This window comes from Segatella sp. (assembly GCF_977051555.1).
Genome location: NZ_CDRSSE010000061.1, coordinates 1 through 18,586 on the forward strand (window position 1 = coordinate 1; position 18,586 = coordinate 18,586).

General features: G+C 43.9%; 10 protein-coding genes and 1 pseudogene. 6 read left to right on the top strand and 5 right to left on the bottom strand.

The window, feature by feature from the left end:
• Positions 1-28: 28 nt before the first annotated feature.
• From ACWJAO_RS12210 to ACWJAO_RS12225, 4 genes are all read left to right on the top strand, one after another.
• Positions 29-3,067, top strand: coding sequence for a hypothetical protein (locus ACWJAO_RS12210; protein ID WP_287798841.1), 3,039 nt, complete (start codon positions 29-31; stop codon positions 3,065-3,067).
• 200 nt (positions 3,068-3,267) lie between these two features.
• On the top strand, positions 3,268-3,732 hold the full coding sequence (locus tag ACWJAO_RS12215; protein ID WP_287582105.1) for a hypothetical protein: 465 nt from the start codon (positions 3,268-3,270) through the stop codon (positions 3,730-3,732).
• A gap of 64 nt (positions 3,733-3,796) precedes the next feature.
• Positions 3,797-4,939 (top strand): OmpA family protein, encoded by a 1,143-nt coding sequence (locus ACWJAO_RS12220; RefSeq protein WP_449140447.1) that lies wholly within the window; start codon positions 3,797-3,799, stop codon positions 4,937-4,939.
• 438 nt (positions 4,940-5,377) lie between these two features.
• Positions 5,378-5,533: a WYL domain-containing protein gene (locus ACWJAO_RS12225; protein ID WP_449140454.1), complete on the top strand. Its 156-nt coding sequence runs from the start codon at positions 5,378-5,380 to the stop codon at positions 5,531-5,533.
• Between the two features lie 80 nt (positions 5,534-5,613).
• On the opposite strand, the gene ACWJAO_RS12230 is transcribed toward ACWJAO_RS12225, so the two are convergent.
• From ACWJAO_RS12230 to ACWJAO_RS12245, 4 genes are all read right to left on the bottom strand, one after another.
• Complete coding sequence (locus tag ACWJAO_RS12230) at positions 5,614-6,219, bottom strand: aminotransferase class IV family protein (protein WP_449140448.1); 606 nt, start codon at positions 6,217-6,219, stop codon at positions 5,614-5,616.
• Between the two features lie 13 nt (positions 6,220-6,232).
• Positions 6,233-7,222 carry an aminodeoxychorismate synthase component I gene (locus ACWJAO_RS12235; protein ID WP_449140449.1) on the bottom strand — a complete coding sequence of 330 codons (990 nt, stop codon included), beginning with the start codon at positions 7,220-7,222 and terminating at the stop codon, positions 6,233-6,235.
• Positions 7,223-7,667: 445 nt separating this feature from the next.
• On the bottom strand, positions 7,668-9,194 hold the full coding sequence (locus ACWJAO_RS12240) for a hypothetical protein (protein WP_449140450.1): 1,527 nt from the start codon (positions 9,192-9,194) through the stop codon (positions 7,668-7,670).
• Positions 9,195-9,236: 42 nt separating this feature from the next.
• Positions 9,237-12,053, bottom strand: a complete 2,817-nt coding sequence (locus ACWJAO_RS12245) for a TonB-dependent receptor domain-containing protein (protein WP_449140451.1) — start codon at positions 12,051-12,053, stop codon at positions 9,237-9,239.
• Between the two features lie 598 nt (positions 12,054-12,651).
• Here ACWJAO_RS12245 and ACWJAO_RS12250 point away from each other — a divergent pair.
• On the top strand, positions 12,652-15,351 hold the full coding sequence (locus ACWJAO_RS12250; RefSeq protein ID WP_449140452.1) for a SusC/RagA family TonB-linked outer membrane protein: 2,700 nt from the start codon (positions 12,652-12,654) through the stop codon (positions 15,349-15,351).
• Positions 15,352-15,363: 12 nt separating this feature from the next.
• Positions 15,364-16,980 (top strand): RagB/SusD family nutrient uptake outer membrane protein, encoded by a 1,617-nt coding sequence (locus ACWJAO_RS12255; RefSeq protein WP_449140453.1) that lies wholly within the window; start codon positions 15,364-15,366, stop codon positions 16,978-16,980.
• Between the two features lie 455 nt (positions 16,981-17,435).
• Here the strand turns inward: ACWJAO_RS12255 and ACWJAO_RS12260 are convergent.
• Positions 17,436-18,586, bottom strand: a pseudogene (locus ACWJAO_RS12260) (alpha-L-fucosidase); the annotation flags it as partial.

Consider the following 18,586-nt stretch of genomic DNA (forward strand, 5'->3'; position numbering starts at 1 on the left):
ATCGTATAACTTTATAAATATTTACCGTATGAAAAGAAAGTATTTTAGCGCGCTGCTTATGGGTGCATTGACAATTGCCTCGGTAAGCACATTTACTTCTTGTAAAGATTACGACGATGACATCAGCAGCTTGCAAAAGCAGATTGATGATCTTAACAAAATCGTGAAAGAGATCCAGAGCCAAATCAACGCTGGAGCTATTCTTGACGATGTTCAATCTACAAACGATGGTCTCACCATCAAGTTGACAAAGAACGGCAAACAAGAAACTTACAACATTACTAATGGTAAGGATGGTGCAAAGGGTGACAATGGTGCTGCCGGTCAGGATGGTACAGTCTGGAAGATTGGTGAAAATGGAAACTGGTGGTCTTCTGAGAAAGGTGGAGAATGGAAAGACACTGGCATGCCATCAAGAGGAGAAAAGGGTGCAGCTGGTACTCCTGGTAGGGATGGCAAGTACTATGAGCCAAATGCATCTACTGGTACATTCTGGGTGGTTGACGGCGAGACCAAGACAAATACCGGTATCTCTTATGTAAGTGCCAATACTCTTACTGCCATTTGGACAGAAGATGCTCTTACACTCAATAATGTAAGTGGTGTCGAAGGCGGCAAGGTGGTCATCAATTTGACTAGCAAGCTGTTGTCTTTAGTATTTAGCCCAAAGGCTTATTGGGAAGGTATTGAGACTATTCCAGTTTACTCCTTCGATTACAATCCTATTGAATTGGAGAAGGCAGATGTAACAAAGAATCAGATAGGTGACTTGGGTACAGAAAATTCAGGAAAGCATGTATCAATCGTTCCTGATGCTGTAGCTTCTTACTATCTCAATCCATCTAATGCGTCAGTTGACACTAAAGATCTCAGCCACTTCTCATTCTTGATTAACACTGCAGACATTTTGAATACTCGTGCTTCTAGCAACGATATCAAGGTTACAAAGGTGGACAAGGAAGATGGTATGATTAAAGTTCACTTCGGTATGGCTAACGGAAATGCTTTGACAGAAACAAACAATAAGGTTGATGTTGCAGCACTTCGCTACAAGTATGCTATCAAGAAGGGAGATAAAGAAGTAAAGGATACACTCGTAACTTCTGACTTTGCTGCTCTCAAGCACTTCAAGATTACCAGCTTCACTATCAACAAGGTTGCTGCTAAGGGTACCGTTGATGAGCAGAACGCTTCTTGCCAGACATTGGCTACTACAGCAGAGTCTGCTGTGAAAGATGTTCATGCTCCAGTCTTGACTATTGCATACAATGATGTGGATGGTATTCACCTCGATGATTGGATGGATGTTCACTATAAGATAAACAACCAATATGCTCTCTGGGGTGGTCAGACCACAATTAACGAGCAGAACTTCAAGCTGAAGTATGAGTTGATTGGCTACATTTCTCCTAACTATGATACCAACGAGAGTGATCACGCAACAATCGAAGGCGACCTCTTCAAGGTAAAGGGTTACAAGGATGACGCTACTGGTCGTCAGATTATTGGTCGTACTCCTCTTGTACGTGTAACTTTGGTTGATGGCAACTCTGGTGATGCTATTGCTTCTGTTGGTTACATCAAGGTTGAAATTACAGATATAAATGCAACTCCAGAAACTGTTGAGTCTGATGGTATCAAGAAAGACTATACTGTAGGTTGTACAGGTAATGCCTTGGATAAGTTACAGGCTATCACTTGGGATGAGGTTGAGAGCAAGGTTCTCGCTAAGATTGATATGAGTAAGTCTGAATTCGAGGCTAACTATACATTTGTAGATAATATTCAGTATACTCCTAATGCTCAAAACGGCTTCGACGTACTTACACCAAGCGTTGGTACTGTAGTTAGCACAACAGATGCTGTTGGCGGTCACCAGACTAATGTTTTGAAGTGGACAGTTACAGAAAACGAGGCTTATCAGTTGTTGAAGAAGGATGGCGATGTAATCACAGTATGGGTTAAGTTCGCTCCTAAGGCTACTGCAAGAGCTTTGAAGGACATCTATGTTAAGTTGTCTTGGACAGCACCAAAGGTTCACAACACTCCAACTGCAACCATCAAGGACTCTGACAAGAAGGCTGCTGCTTGGCATAAGGCAAACACAAACGCCGCAGGCTTCGACCAGCTCCATATTCAGGTAGGTAATGCTACCCAGGCAGGTGCAACATGTGAGTTCGACAATCTGGTAGTAGCTAGTACATTCAACTCTAAACTTGTTGATATTGTCAAGAAACAGATTGAGAATCAGTATGCAGCTCTCGCTGGTGCAGCTAGCGTAACATACAAGTTTGCTCCTACCGCAGATCAGTCTCACAAGACATACTATGGTGCTAAGAGCAATACTAAATATGATATCTCTGTGAGCACAGATGGTACTACAATCTCTGCATCTGCAGGTACTGTTAGTCATAAATTGGCAACTATCACAGCAACAGATGGTACTATCAGTATTGAGAAGAATGATTTCACAAAGGATATCTTGAACAAGTGTGGCAGCGTTTCTGAACTTGCCGACGCATTGACATTTACAGTCCTTGCAGATGTAAAGACTTGTGATCCTGCATCAGACTTGATCAACTTGACCAATAAGACATTCGATGTAAAGGTTATCAAACCTCTCTTCGTAAAGAGTGTATCCGTTGCAGCAATGACATTGAACAATTACCAGTCAATGACTAATATTCCTGTTAAGTTCGAATTTGTTGATTTCAACAACTATACTCAGGCTAAATTCTGGGCTAATAGTAATCCGAAGGTTGCATTCAAGGACTTCTATAAGATTGCATCTATTAAGAAGGATGGCGACATTACCACTAACTATAGTGGTGCTTGGAAGAAGATTGATGAAAGCGACATCAAGGTAACTTACACTCCGGGCACACTTGCTGTAAGCGATGGCGTAATATCCGACTATGGTAAGGTTTCTTTGGTACAGGTTAACCAGAGCCGTGCAAATGGTTTCGATGTTAAGATACCTGTTGCTATTACATACAACTGGGGTACATTGTACACCGATATCCAGTTCCATGTAAATCCTGCATCTGCAGCTGCTAGAAAGCACTAATTAGAAACAAAAGACTATATCAAGGAGGGCGGAGCGAAACTCCGTCCTCCTTTCTCTTAAATATAAGCTGTATGAAATCTTTGAAATTAATTATTTTTCTCATTACATCTGTGCTGATGCTAAGTTTGAGTTCTTGCAACTCATGTAGCTCCAAGAAGGAAGAACCACAAGGTCCTTCTCCTACGAAGTTTGAAGAAAGCATGACAGGGAAAGACACCCTTGCCGTCAAGCAATTGGTAGACAAATTCTTTACCTATGCTAAAGAAAAGAACTTCACAGAGGCAGCAGGTATGCTTTATCGTGCAGCTAACGACCTGAAGGAAGAACCTCAGCCATTAAACAACGATGAAATGGCAGAAGTCAAGCACATGTTAGAGCTTTTTCCAATGGTAGATTACCGTATCGAGTATATCAAGTTTGATGAAGCTAATCTCAATGAAGTTCTCTGCTATGTCATCATGAAGAAAGCTGATGGCGAAACGCCTGAGATATCCACCAAGATGTTCTTCAAGCCTGTCAACTACATGGGTAACTGGCTGCTCTGTCTCAACAATACCGAATATGGTGACAAAGGTGTAGTTGATCCTGACAAACGAGACTCCGTAGAAAAGAACTTCCAAAAAAAGGAAAAGGCAAAGGCAAAGACAAAGGAGAAAGTGAAATAGAATAAGGCAAAACAAAAATAGTTTACTATTCTGTTAAGTATAAACCATAAAATCATTAGACTATATGAAGATTAAACTATTTATGACTTCAGTGTTGCTCGCCATCGGCTCTACTGCCGCTATGGCGCAAGCATCCTACACAGACAAGGATGGAAACGAATATCAGTTTAAGCGTCACTGGTTCCTGGATGTTCAGGCTGGTGGGCAATATACTGTGGGTGAGGCAAGCTTCTCTGACTTGCTTTCTCCTAACTTCCAGGGTGCCATCGGCTACCAGTTCTCTCCTGTTTTCGGACTCCGTGGTCAGATAAACGGTATCTGGAGCAAGGGCGGATGGAATGGATACAAGGCTACCAAGGACGGTACTCCGTATACCGCCAGCTACAAATGGAAATATGTAGCTCCGGGTGTGGACTTTATGTTCAACCTCTCTAACCTCTTCTGTGGCTGGAACCCGAACCGCGTGTTCAACGCTACTGCCTTCGTTGGTGGTGGTATCAACTGGGCAGGAGCTAACCAGGAGGTAAACGACCTGGCTGCCAACATCAAGAATCAGAGCAACTATCTGCTGGAATATCTCTGGCAGGGAAAGAAGGTTCGCCCATACGGCAGAGCAGGTATCGACCTGGAATTCAAGGTAAGCAAGGCTGTGAGCATCATGCTCGAAGGCAATGCCAACATGATTTCTGACAAGTACAACTCTAAGAAGGCAGATAACCCTGACTGGTACTTCAATGCACTGGCAGGTGTACGCATCAACCTGGGCAAGAGCTATACCAAGAAGGCTAAGTCGGTAGAGGAACCTGCTCCGGCACCAGCTCCTAAGCAGGAATATGTAGCTCCTAAGCCAGAGCCTAAGCCAGCTCCTGTAGAGAAGAAGGTAGAGGAGATTCGCCGTGACATCTTCTTCACCATCAATTCTTACAAGATTGCTCCTGCTGAGGATGCTAAGATCCGTGAGGTGGTTGACTTCCTGAACAAGAACACAGAGGCAAAGGTTGTAGTAACCGGTTATGCTGACAAGGGTACAGGCACTGACGTCATCAACGACCGCATCGCTGCCAAGCGAGCAGCAGCTGTGGTTTGGATGCTGACAAAGAAATATAATATACCTTCTGAGCGCATTACAGAAGAATCTAAGGGTGCACGTGTGCAGCCTTTTGCAGAAAACGCAGAGAACCGTGTAACGATCATGATCGCTAAGTAGTACGGTAAGTTTATAATGCGACAATCAATTATTTTAATTGGTGGCGGGGCATCCTCAGGGTGCCCCGTTTTTTCGTAACTATTATAAAGTAAAGCGATTATAGACAAATGATAAATAAGAAACAATAACGATGGAGGGGCAGCAAGCCCCGAACGCCTAACAGACAAGCGAATCGTATTATACCAAGCCACCTCATTCTGATAACTCAAGTGCTTCATTCCGCTGAAAGGACACCCTATCATATAATGCCCAATCTACAAATGTATACTGCTGAAAGGCACGAAGTATTGCCTCTGCCCTACTCTTCGCCGTCCATTTGGAAGGAATAGAGGCGGCATCACCCTACGGGAAATCCAAAGCAGATGGAAGAAATCAGAACTCAACGAGGGAACGGAACTCTCCCGCAGAACCTTCATCAACAATCTCCATGCCATCGTTATCTCCTACTACAGCTATAATACCGAGAAGTATTATGAGTTTGACATCCATCCTTATTTCGTGAAGGCTTTCAAGAAACGTTGGTATGTGGTCGCATATAGTCCTGGCACGAACGATATCCATTTTCATTGTTTATTTTTTTTAAATTGTTTATAATTATTGTATATGAGTTCCCACTACGGGAACTCTTTTTTATTTTCTTTTTCCTATCTTTGCAGAAGATAAATAGAGAATGTTCAAAAGTGGACATTCTCTATTGCTATTTCTATTTCACCAAAGTCAATCATCGCATTAAAAAGACTTACCTTGTTGGCATTTCGCAAATCTTCCAATGTAATATCTGCTTCTTGTATCATTCCCTTGTCCAATAGTGCGGCTCTTTTTGTGCCTGCCAATAAGGGATGTCTGGGAGTCACCCAATGTTTGCCGTCAAATATGGCAAGGTTCGTGAATGAGGTATCCGTTAAAATTCCATGTTTGACGATGATGATGTCGTCACAGTTTCCTTTCTGTGCGACCAAGGCATTGAGGCGACTGCGGTCGGTACTTTTGTAGCCATACGTTATCGTGTCGTCTGCGACCACTTGAAGGGAGTTTATGTTTCGAATAAAATACGGAGCATATTCTACTGCTTCAACTCCTTGTTTGCCATACACCACTCTCGCCTTGTAAAAATCCATACTTTCCGTTGGATTTATCAGTTTTTCCAATGAAGGCATGGACGCATTGCATAATGAAGGAAAGAACTTACAGATCGTTCTTTCCATTCTTTCCTGATGGTATGCAAGAGCTTGTGTCTTTCCATTCACAATTTTTATTGTCTCTACGAATTGCTGTGCCATATTAAAATCTATTCTATTCAAAAGGAAGATACACTTTTTGTAACACTTCCTCGTATTCTTTACTGCAATCACTCTTCGAAGTAATGCCTCCTCCTGCCTTGAAATACGTTCCCAGACCGTCATTTTCAAGAAAGCGTATCATTACAGCCGAGTTGAGTTCACCATTATTATATATACCCATGACTCCTGTATAGAATCCACGGTCATAGCCTTCCGCCTCATGGATTATTTCCATAGTCTTGTCCTTTGGCGCACCTGTTATAGAACCCGCGGGCAACATTGCATCCAATATGTTTCCGATGTGCTTTTGATAACCAGTTGGCAACTTGCCACTTATTTCGGAACTGGTCTGGAGAATATTCCCCTTATTGGTATGGAGCACATCAATATAACGGTATTTATCCACCCTTACATGCTCCGCCACACGGCTAAGGTCATTTCGAATCAGATCCACAATGGTAGCATGTTCGGCAGCTTCTTTTTTGTCGCTCATCAACACTTGCTCTGCTTCGGGTAATGACGCGTCAATGGTTCCTTTCATCGGATAAGAAAATATCATTCCGTTCTTTATCCTCACGAATGTTTCCGGCGAGAAACACACGAACTGCATATTGCTATTATTGTCTTTTAGTAGAATCTTATACTTGCCTTTAGCACGTAGGAAGATGTCCTCCAACGTAAGGTTGCAGTCCACAGCCACCTTACAAGTAAGGTTGGCAAGATAACAGTTTCCACGCAGGATGTTGCTTTTGACAGTTTCAAAACTTTTCGTGTAATCTTCAAAATTTGGCTCAAACACTTTCCACGTCGGATGTTTGGTAACCGAAGAGAGTGACTGCCGTTTTACATTGGTTATACCCTCAAAGTCATAAAGGCATTCATCGATAGCTATTTCAGACAGCTTCCGTATGTATGCTTCCGAACCTGCATAGTTGACGACAAAAAGGAAAGGCTCCTTTTCGTTAGCCAAATGATTGATACAGTCTATAATATTTTGTTTCATTGTCTTACATTTTAATGTTACTGAAACATCTGTCCAGTATCTTATATCTTTGTTGAGCATTCTTGTTTGTTGGCATACTTATGCGATTTTATTATATAATATTGCAAAGATAGCTATTTCTTCGCAATATCATTCTTTTTTTGTGATAAAAAAAAGTAAAAATGGAGAGATGTTGTTTGAAGTTGCTTTTTTCATCAACCTTCATGGTTACTTCATTAGAAGAGATAGGGATTGCAGGTCATCATCTTTACTGCAAATGTATGACTAATATTTCACGATGCTTCTCTGTTTTTTGAACTGTTACAAAAAATGCTATTTCCTCATTTTTCTCCATACTACAAAAAAAGCATGGCGCAAATCACTGCGCCATGCCCCAATAAAAGAAAACCTTATAGTCAAAATAGAAATTAGCGATTCTAATTCTTGTTCTGGTACTAATCTTTTTCTAGTACTTTGCATTCTGAGGGTCGAAGTTGGTCCAACCGCTCATCCAGTTGTTGCTGCCATCGAAGGCTCCGATGTAGGTTACGGTGTCGAAACCTGTCCAGCCAGCGAAACTTGCGGCACCAAGCAATGGGCTTCCTGCGATAGGAGTATAGCCATCTGCACCAACCAATGAAGTCCATGAATCAAAATACTTGTTGCTCTGCTCTGAGAAGAAGGTGTTGCTGTATGACTTCTGATTCTTGTCGATATCCTTCTTGTTCGCTGCATCGTAGAGATAATCCTCATACTTCTTGTTGGCATCAGTACCAACGGCATCCATACCAGCGAAATATACATTCTGAAGCTTGAACTTGCCATCCTTGGCATCCTTCACGGTTTCACCCTTCTCCCCATCAACAATCAAACCGATAGGCCAGCCTAAGGCTACAGAGTTGATGCAGTTGAGGTTAGAAGAACGGCGAATCTGCATGGCTGACTGGAACTTGCCGAGGGCTGAACCGTTGTTTGGATTGTATGCTCCGGCAGTGATATAATCTGTGGTGTTCTGGAACTTAGAATCCAATACCTTAGGACCTACAAAGGTGATGTTAGAGAAGATTGCCTTGGTACGAGGATCCACGGTTGCACCATCAGCACAGTTGTCGCTCTCGAAACCGTTGCTCTGAGAGGTATCGGCTATCTTGCTGTCGCGCAGAGAAAGACCATACTGCACCTTTCCAGAGAAACCGTTATCGGTATCGAAATCATCATCCCAGCCCTTGTAGGCTACGAGATATTTGCAGTTCACGGTACCACCAAACCACTCGAAGGAATCATCATTAGAATAAGATACCTGAACGTGATCTATCTGTGTGCCTGAACCTACAGAACCGAAGGTCAGACCGTTGATTTCCTTATCTTTCTGGAATGGATAACCCGCAAACTCGATGCGTACATAGCTCAATGCTCCTGAGTTGTCGGCATCATCGCTGCCACCATGGTGAGTACGAGGACCACCTTCTATCTGCATATCAGTCTGGTTGTTCTTAGCTTTACCGCAAAGGATGACACCACCCCAGTCGCCAGGCTTTCTGCTGCCGGCAGCCTCTTCAGAAGTGAAGACGATAGGCTCTGTGGCAGTACCTTTGGCGATGAGTTTACCGCCACGCTCTGCGATGAGTGCAGCCTTGGTCTGCTTGTCGCCCTTGATGATAGTTCCCGGTTCGATGGTGAGCTCAGCACCATCTGCAATATATACCCATCCCTTGAGGAGATAAGTGCCTTTCTTCAAAGTCTGCTTGCCTGTAAAGACGAACTCCTGGTCGCCGTTGCCAATCTGTGTTCCGTTGGCGTTCTCCTTGTCGTCTGTGCCGAAGAGGATGTGGTCGCAAGCATTCAGACCGCCATCTTTTGTCCACTTGTAAACTACTTCTGATCCTGGATTTGGAGAAGGAGTTGGATCGTCATTGTCACTGCTGCAGCTGCTCAACATGGCAGATGCTGCGAGGATGCCCATGCATCCATAAAAATACATCTTGTTCATCATTGTTTCCTGTTTTGTTAAACAAACATCTAATATATTCTATCTTTAAAATTTATATATCGCCTGCAAACCGATGTTTCTGCCCGGCTTGTAGCATCTAGCTATCTCTTCCACCTGCTTCTTGCTTCCGTCGCTATACGTTACATCAGCAAACTGCTTGTAATATATCTTTTCTGCAAGAAGATCCCTTACGTTGAGCTTCAGCTCCAGATGGTCTCCAAATTTCTTAGCCAGCGAGAAGTCGATGGTGTTGCGGGGCATCTCGTAGCTGTGAGGCACTCTGGCGTTGGAGTCATCGCCTGTGCTTCCCTCGCTTCTGCCCACACCGATGATTCGCTTGCCTATGCGGTTGTAAAGCAGGGCGATATCCATCTTTAATGGCTCGTTCTTATAGAAGATGCCGGTGTTGATAAGGTATGGCGACTGACCCTGCATCGGTCTGTCTTCCTCTTTCGAACCCTTTTCAAACTGCACCTTGCTCTTGATGAGAGCACCGTTAAACGACCAACTGAAATCCTTCAATCCTATGAATCCGAGATTCTTTCTGATATCCAGCTCCACACCATAGTTGTTGGCACTCTTCGCATTCTTGTAAGAGTAAATCAAGTCAGTGCCACCTGCCACCGTGTAGGTCCACTCGATAGGAGAATCGAAGTGCTTGTAGAAGACTGCCAGCGAAATGAGCTCTCCACGGGATGGATACCACTCATATCGCAGGTCGAGGTTATCGACATAACAGTTCTTCAACTCAGTGTTTCCCTGCACATTGCTGGCAAGGTCGAAGTCGTAATACACCGACGACGATACTTCACGGAATTCCGGGCGGTTAATACTGCGGCCATACGACAGTCGCACCTGGTGCTGGTCGTTGATCTTATATGTTGTATTGAGAGATGGAAAAACATCATCGGTCTTGTAATGACGGCTCGATTCACTCTTCTCGTAGTCACGGGAATTGGAGATGAGTTCCATATCATTATGCTCGAAGCGGACACCGGCGTGGATGCCGAGTTTGCCAAAGGGGAGAGACAACGCCAGGTATCCTGCGCCTAAGGTGTTGTGTCCGCGGTAGTTGTTGCGCATCTGCTTTTCCTCCAGAAGATACAGCTTGTCGTAACCCATGTTTGCCTCGCTGGAGAGCAGGGTTGGGATGTCGCTGTGGCGGAAGTCGGATGGCAGGTTGTTATCTGAAACATTCCAGTTGTAGATGAAGTTGCGGGTCTGGTATTCTCGGCTGCGATACTCCCCGTAGGCACCCACTTGCAAGTCTGGCTCAAAGTTGCCAAACTTGAAGTGGTGCTTGTCATTTACACCAAGAGAGAGAATGTGTTCGTCGAGTTGAGTCCACTCGCGGGATATGTCGTTGCCGGTGCTCAGGGCATAAACGCCCGATTCTAGAGCATCGTCGATGAGGTATCTACGACGGTCAGGCAAATGGCGGTTGGCATACGCATACCCGATACTCCAGTCAAGGGCATCGCTAGTGAAGGTGTGCTTACCGGTAAGCTGACCGTTATATGTAGTTCTACTGCGGTAGTAATACTCTGCGCTTCGCTCCAGGTTCGACTGGGCGCTCACGCCATCACGCCAGGTATATCGGCTGGTAGCCAACTGGTTGAAGATGTTCTTGAGCTGATACTTGTGATTGCCGTCCTTGGAAAGGAAGGTGAAGTTGAGCATTGCTCCGAGTCTCACGTTATTATTATACTGATCGTCAATAGAGTGACGAAGATAGTTCGGCTTGTCGTTTGCCGCATCATAGATGCCATAGAGATTGTTCTCCATGTTCTCGTAGGTGCGGTATTCGTTGGTATAGTTCAGGGCGGCGAGCATGCCGAGTGTTCTTCCGCCGAGCATCCAGCGCTGGTTCAGGCTGGCTGCCAGTTTCAAGTCGCCCAAAGGCTTCTTGTTCTTGATGAGCCAATCATTATTGAATCCGTTGCCCAAGAGCGAAGTAGCATAATCGCCCACTGGTTTTCCGTTGGCATCGAGTTGTGGATTCAAGTCAGCATGGATGCCCCCATTCAGGTTTCTCAAGCCATTATCGAACCCAAGGAAATCGGTTCCGGAACCTTTTGAGTAAGAAAAGTCCTTGAAGGCAGAAGATGTATTCCAGTTTCCGCCCACGGCGATGTTGAAACTGTTTTCTGCCGGAATCTCCTTGGTGTTGACGATGATGAAACCGCCTGAGTAATCAGCGGGATATTCAGCCGTTGGCGACTTCACGATGGTAAGGTTGTCAATCTGCGAACTTGGGATGATATCGAAGGAGAATGCCCTAGAATCAGCCTCAGAACTAGGCACTGCTCCTCCGTTCACCCACACATTGTTATAACGCTGTGACAAACCACGAACCATCACGAATTTATCATCGATGAGGCTCACGCCTGGCACTCGGCGTATCACCTCACCCGCATTCGTATCCTGTGTACGAGATATTTCCTGTGCCGAAACATTGCTCACGATGACGGGACTGTTTTTGGCCACCTGTATCATTGCCGCATCCGTATTACGCCTTTCCACAGCGGTAACGGTCACCTCCTTCAGTTGCTGTTCATCAGGTTGCAGCGCGATCACCTGGTCTGCGTCCTTCGCCTGAACCCCGTCAATTTTTTGAGTCTTATATCCTACATAATTAATATATAGTGTATATGTCTTTTCTTTATCCAATCCATCGATTTGGAAGTTTCCGTCGATGTTGGTGATAGCCTTCACGTTGGTTCCATCCACAGTGATGACTGCACCGATGAGTGTCTCTTTCGATTTCTGGTCGATAACCACACCCTTAATCTGTTGCGCCCACGTTGGCATGCTAGCCGCCGAGAGCAATCCTAATACAATAATTCCCCTTTTAGCATTCATAACCTATATCGTTTGATTACGGTTGCAAAGGTACGGCAGTATTATTACATTGCGATTGCGATGAGATTGAAAGGCATTGACGAAGCTGCGACAATGGTGTTACGGTTGCAATAACTAAAGATATTTAAATATTTAACCCGATATTTGGAGATAAATAAAGGAGTCCACTTTAAAAAGTAGTTTTTGGTTCTTTTTTCTACAAAATACCATTTGATTATCAGACGGTTACGTACATATAAAGATATACTATTTATGAGAGAACGCCAAAAATATCCGTAGCCACATTGACTACATTTGAAAAATTTCATGACTTTTACCATTATTCTTTAATACGATAATATTAAGATACAAATATATAATAATGGTTGCTGACCTGTGATGTAATAATGGAAAAACACAAATTTTTTACATTCTCAAAAAACTCCACGAATCGTTATATTCTCGGGCAGGTGCAGCTGTGATAGAGATTTACTCGACATATTTCGATTTTTATCGTTAATAATGCATAAATATTGGAGTTTATATACGTTTTTTAATGTATTGCACCTTATCTTTGCTTATCGGAAATCATCCATAACCAAAGTAAAAGAAATAGAAAATGGCAAAGAGCAAAAAAGATTTTACATTACTTCTCATTGCGCTCTTTTGCAGTTCTTTGGCTCATGCACAAAAGCAAGTTCCTGCAGAACGGAAAGATTCCATTGACAATGGAAGTAATATAATAAAGATAGTTGGAAATCATTCCAACAAGGGTGCGGCCAACAACGCCCTTGACGTGTTGAGTGGTCAGGCTGCTGGTGTCAATGTGACATCCAACGGTCTGGATCGTATGGCTATGCTCAATAGTGTACGAGTACGTGGTACAACCTCCATCATCGGAGGCAATGACCCTTTAGTGCTGATTGATGGTGTCACTTCTGACGTACTTACCCTATCAACCATCTATCCTGCAGACATCGAGAGTTTTCGTATATTAAAGAATGCTGCGGAGACCGCCATGTATGGTTCACGTGGAGCGTCTGGTGTTATAGAGGTGAAAACCAAGAAAGGCACAGGACGAGGATTCCAGATCTCGTATGAGGGTAATGTGGGGTTCGAGCAGATGTACAAACACCTGGAGATGCTCAATGCTGCTGAATATGTTGCAACGGCAAAGGCATTGGGTATCTATTGCAACAACGGAGGTTTCAATACCGATAACTACAAAGTGATAACACGCACGGGTATGGTGAACAACCATTACCTTGCATTCAGCGGAGGTACGCCACAGTCAAACTATCGTGCATCTTTCGGAGTAATGGACCACAACACCATCATCAAGAAGATGGACTATAACGTATTTGTAGCCAAAGTTGATGTAACCCAGAAAGCCTTCAATGACAGACTAACCGGAGAATTCGGAGTGTTCGGCTCTTCATTCACGAACCATGACATCTTTGATACGCAGATGCTGTTCTATTCCGCAGCATGCCAGAATCCAACTTTCCCTGCTGGTACTGACAAGCATGGAAACTGGCTGAAAAACGAATCTGCAACGCATGTCAACCCACCCGGGATATTGCTTGAAGAGAAAAACGACTCCAAGGATTTGAACTTTGACGCACACATAAAGCTGAGCTACGATTTCAATAAGAACTGGCGTGTATCCACCTTCGGCTCTTACCTGTATGGCTCTACCGAGAACGGACAATTCTGTCCGACATGGGTATGGGCACAAGGCAACGTGTACCGTGGTGAGTTCAAGAAAGAGGAATGGCTTGGCAATGTATCTCTTGATTTCAACAAAGAGTTCGGCATACATAAGGTCTCTGCTGGAGTAAGCAGTGAATACAGAAAGCTGAGAAAAACTGCTTTCTGGGTGTATGCCAAGGGAATACCTACAAACGATTTTCATTACGACAATCTCGGTGCGACGGCAGCCCGTCCGTATGGTGGAACAGAAAGCACTTACGAAGACCAGTCTCTGGCTTCTGTAATGGGAAGCATCACTTATAATCTGCTTGACAGATATACCTTAGCAGTTAATGCACGCGGTGACGGATCGTCAATGGTTGGTGACAACAACACATGGGGATTCTTCCCATCTGTATCATTCACTTGGGACATGAAGAAGGAAAGCTTCCTTGCCAACATAAAACCGCTGTCAGTGCTAAAACTCCGCACGGGTCTGGGACAGGCCGGCAATCTTGGCGGTATCACAGCCTACACAACCATGAATACTGTAAGGCAGACAGGCATTGTTCCGATTAAGAATTCTCCGACAGTAACCCTTGGTATGGTAAGAAACAACAATCCTGACTTGAAGTGGGAAACGAAGACAACGTTTAACCTCGGTGCGGACATTGGTCTCTTTGCCAACAGGCTTATGCTTACAGCGGAGTATTACTATTCCAAGACCACCGACATGCTCTACGCCTATGAGGTTCCGGTTCCACCATTCGCATACAATACATTGCTGGCAAACATCGGTTCAATGTCAAACCGCGGATTTGAGCTGGGCTTGTCCGTGCAGCCAATAAGCAAGAAGGACATGGATCTTAACATCAATATGAATCTGTCGTTTCAAAGCAACAAACTTATCTCGCTAAGTGGAGATTACAATGGAATGAGCATGTCGGCAGCGAACATCACTGCTATTGGATCATTGGATGGTGCTGGTCAAAACGGCGGCGACAACAACGTGGTCTATCAGATAGTTGGACAGCCGCTTGGCGTTTTCTACTTGCCACATTGTAAGGGGCTTGTCAAGAACGAGAACGGCAGCTATTCTTACGACATAGAGGACCTTGATCATAATGGCAATGTGGATTTGAGCGACGGAGGCGACCGATACATTGCAGGACAAGCCACACCAAAGGTGATCCTTGGCTCAAACATCAGTTTCAGATACAAGAATTACTATATCTCCATACAGATGAATGGAGCATTCGGGCACAAGATTTTCAACGGAACAGGACTGGCTTACACAAGCATGGCCTGCTTCCCAGACTACAATGTCTTGAAGGATGCTCCAAAGAAGAACATCATGGACCAGAGAGTCTCTGACTACTGGCTTGAAAAAGGTGACTACCTGAACTTCGAGCATCTGACAATAGGCTACAATGTGCCTTTGAGGAGCAAGCTTATTCGTTCCTTGCGTGTATCATGCAACATTAGCAACCTTGGAACAATCACCGGATATAAAGGTTTGACACCAATGATAAATAGCTATGTTGTCAACAGTACGATGGGTATTGACGACAAGCGCAACTATCCATTATACCGTACTTACTCATTGGGACTGAGTGTACAATTTTAAAACGAAAAGAGTATGAAGACTATTATTAAATACATATTAGCAGCACCGTTAATGCTTTGTTTCAGCAGCTGTCTGGATGAGCATCCCAAAGACCAGCTGGACCAGGAGGCAATCTACAACAATGCTGATAATATATACAAAAACGCAGTAGCTTCCCTGTACAACTACATAGGGAGCAATCAGGAGTCGGAAGGGCTTCAAGGAACTTGCCGGGGTATTTACGACTACAATACCTTGACCACTGACGAGGCAATGAATCCAATCCGTGGTGGAGACTGGTATGATGGCGGTTTGTGGGAGAACATGTATCAGCACAAGTGGAATGCCAATGATATTAATTTATATAATGTATGGAAATACCTCTTCAAGGTAATTGTTTTATCTAACCAGTCGCTTTCTATCATTGACAGCCATAAGAGTCTGCTTTCTGCAGAACAGACAAGAGATTTTACGGCAGAGGTAAGAGCTGTACGAGCCTTGTTCTACTATTATGCGATGGATATGTTCGGGCGTGTTCCTGTCGTGACATCATACGATGTGAAATTGGAGCAGGTAACGCAAAGCGAAAGAAGTGAGGTATTCAAGTTTATTGTTGACGAGTTGCAGGATGTTGCCCCACAGCTCGCCGATGAGCATTCCAACAAAGAAGGTGACTATTACGGACGTGTGACACGCCCGGTCGCAAACTTCCTGCTTGCAAAGCTTGCCTTGAATGCGGAAATATATACGGATGATAACTGGACCGACGGCAAGCGTCAGGACGGGAAAAACATTTACTTCAATGTAAATGGCGAGAAAAAGAACGCTTGGGAAACCTGCATCTGGTATTGCGAGCAACTGCGGCAAGAAGGCTATGAGTTGGAGAGCGACTACGCATCGAACTTTGCGGTTCATAATGAAAATTCCAAGGAGAACATCTTCACAATTCCATTGGACAAGAACTTATATTTGAACGAATACCACTATCTTTTCCGCTCACGCCACTACAAACATGGTGGGGCTTATGGTGGTTCTTCCGAAAACGGCACATGTGCAACTGTTTCAACCGTCAAGGCTTTCGGTTACGGAACTGATCATGTTGACAATAGATTCAAGATAAACTTCTATGCAGATACCGTGCTTGTTGACGGAAAGAAGATATATTTGGACAACGGGAAGCCGTTGGTGTATATGCCGCTTGAACTGAAACTGAACCTCAGCGACAGCCCATATAAACAGACGGCAGGTGCCCGTGTAGGCAAATACGAGGTTGACCGAACCGCCTATTCGGACGGACGGCAGGTTGACAACGATATCGTCCTTTTCAGATATGGTGACGCGCTGTTGATGGAATCCGAGGCGAAAGTTCGCAATGGCGAGGATGGTTCAATAGAGCTGAACGCTATAAGAGACCGAGTAGGAATGCCTCATGTGGAAGCCAATTTGGACAACATTCTAAAGGAGCGTCTGCTGGAATTGGTTTGGGAAGGTTGGAGACGTCAAGATCTCATCCGTTTTGGCAAATATACCAAGGCATATGATCAAAGAACTCCATTAGAAAAGGAGTCTACCGGGTTTACAACGGTTTTCCCAATACCACAAAGATGTCTGGATTTAAACAAGAAATTAAAACAGAATCCAAGTTATTGATATAGTTGCCATAAGCTTTTCATTCACATGAAATCATTTTAAGGTAATAAGGGTTCAGGATCATGGGCTGACAAATTATAATAGTTCATAATTTAGTCTGCCCTGCCAAGACTGCCAAGGTGAACGCACATCATTGCACAGCAAATTGGAACTTTTGATGTTTCAGTATTGCGTAAGCCTTTGTGCTGTCTTGGCTATAACTAAAAAGGACCTTCTGTAAATTGGTCTACTTCCTATTATTTGAGAACTGATACGTTACTATCAATTCCATTTTGATTCAAGTTCCTATTTCTTAATAGTTAGCAATAAACTATTTGTTGTTTTCCAGCCATTTTTTAACACACCTTAAAGCTCTGATTTGTTCGTTTCTATTGAGAACTTACCTAATAACAAAATGTCCGCAAAACCAAATTCTTGGAATTGCGGACAAAAATGAATAGTTTTATATAATGTTAGAAAGCTGCAACATTATTAATACATGGTGTACCCTTGGCATCATCGAATACAATGCGAAGACCATTGGTCTTTACCTTGTCAAATCGCAGGATACGCTTGTAACCGATTGTGGTTGTCTCTTCCTTTTGACTGAGCTTTACCCAGTTCTTGCCCTGAAGATAATATACAGTGAATGCTTTCACACGCTGTCCTAAAGGAATATACTCCTGGAGCAAAAGTCGAGATATTTCTCGCTCTTTACCAAGACGGAACTCAATGCTTGCACCCTTAACCTTTTTAGAGGCCCAGAATGTGTCGTATTTTCCGTCATTAACGTTTTTACCGACATTCTTACCTTGCTGGCTGTCCACTTTAGGAGTAACACCTTTAAGGACATTTACAGACATCTCCTGCAGGATTCTCTTGTGGAAGTTAACTGCATTGGCAGAGTCTATTGGATGTATCAGTCCGTCTCTATCAACAGGGAAGTTGAGCAGGAATGTTGCATTGTGTCCCACGCTTCTGTAATAAAGGTCACATAACTGATCAACGGTTTTTACCTTACTGTCTTCCTTTTCATGATAGAACCATCCCGGTCTGATAGATACATCGCATTCTGCAGGTGTCCATTGATCACCATTCTCCCAACCGAACTGCAGTTGCTTTGGCTTGTCGTAACCAGGATAAACTGTATTTGAAGGAATCATTGCCCAGTTGGTTTCACCTGCAAATCCATTCTCATTGCCTACCCATCGGCATCCAGGACCACCATCGCCAAAGATGATAGCATTAGGCTGCAAGCTATCAACAATCTGGTACAGTTTGTCAAACTCATAGTAATTCTTGCGGTCAATGGTTCGCTTCTCTGCTGCACCGCCATACCATCCGTCACCACCATTGGCACCATCAAACCAAACTTCGAAAATATCACCATAGTTGCTAAGCAACTCTTTGAGCTGTCGCTTATAATACTCTACGTAATATTTGGAACCATAGCTTGTCTGATTTCTATCCCATGGTGAGAGATATACGCCGAATTTCAAACCATACTTCTTGCAAGCTTTTGAGAGTTCTCCAACAAGATCACCTTTACCGTCTTTGTACGGAGAGTTACGGATACAGTAGTCGGTAGTATGAGTTGGCCACAGACAGAAACCGTCATGGTGTTTTG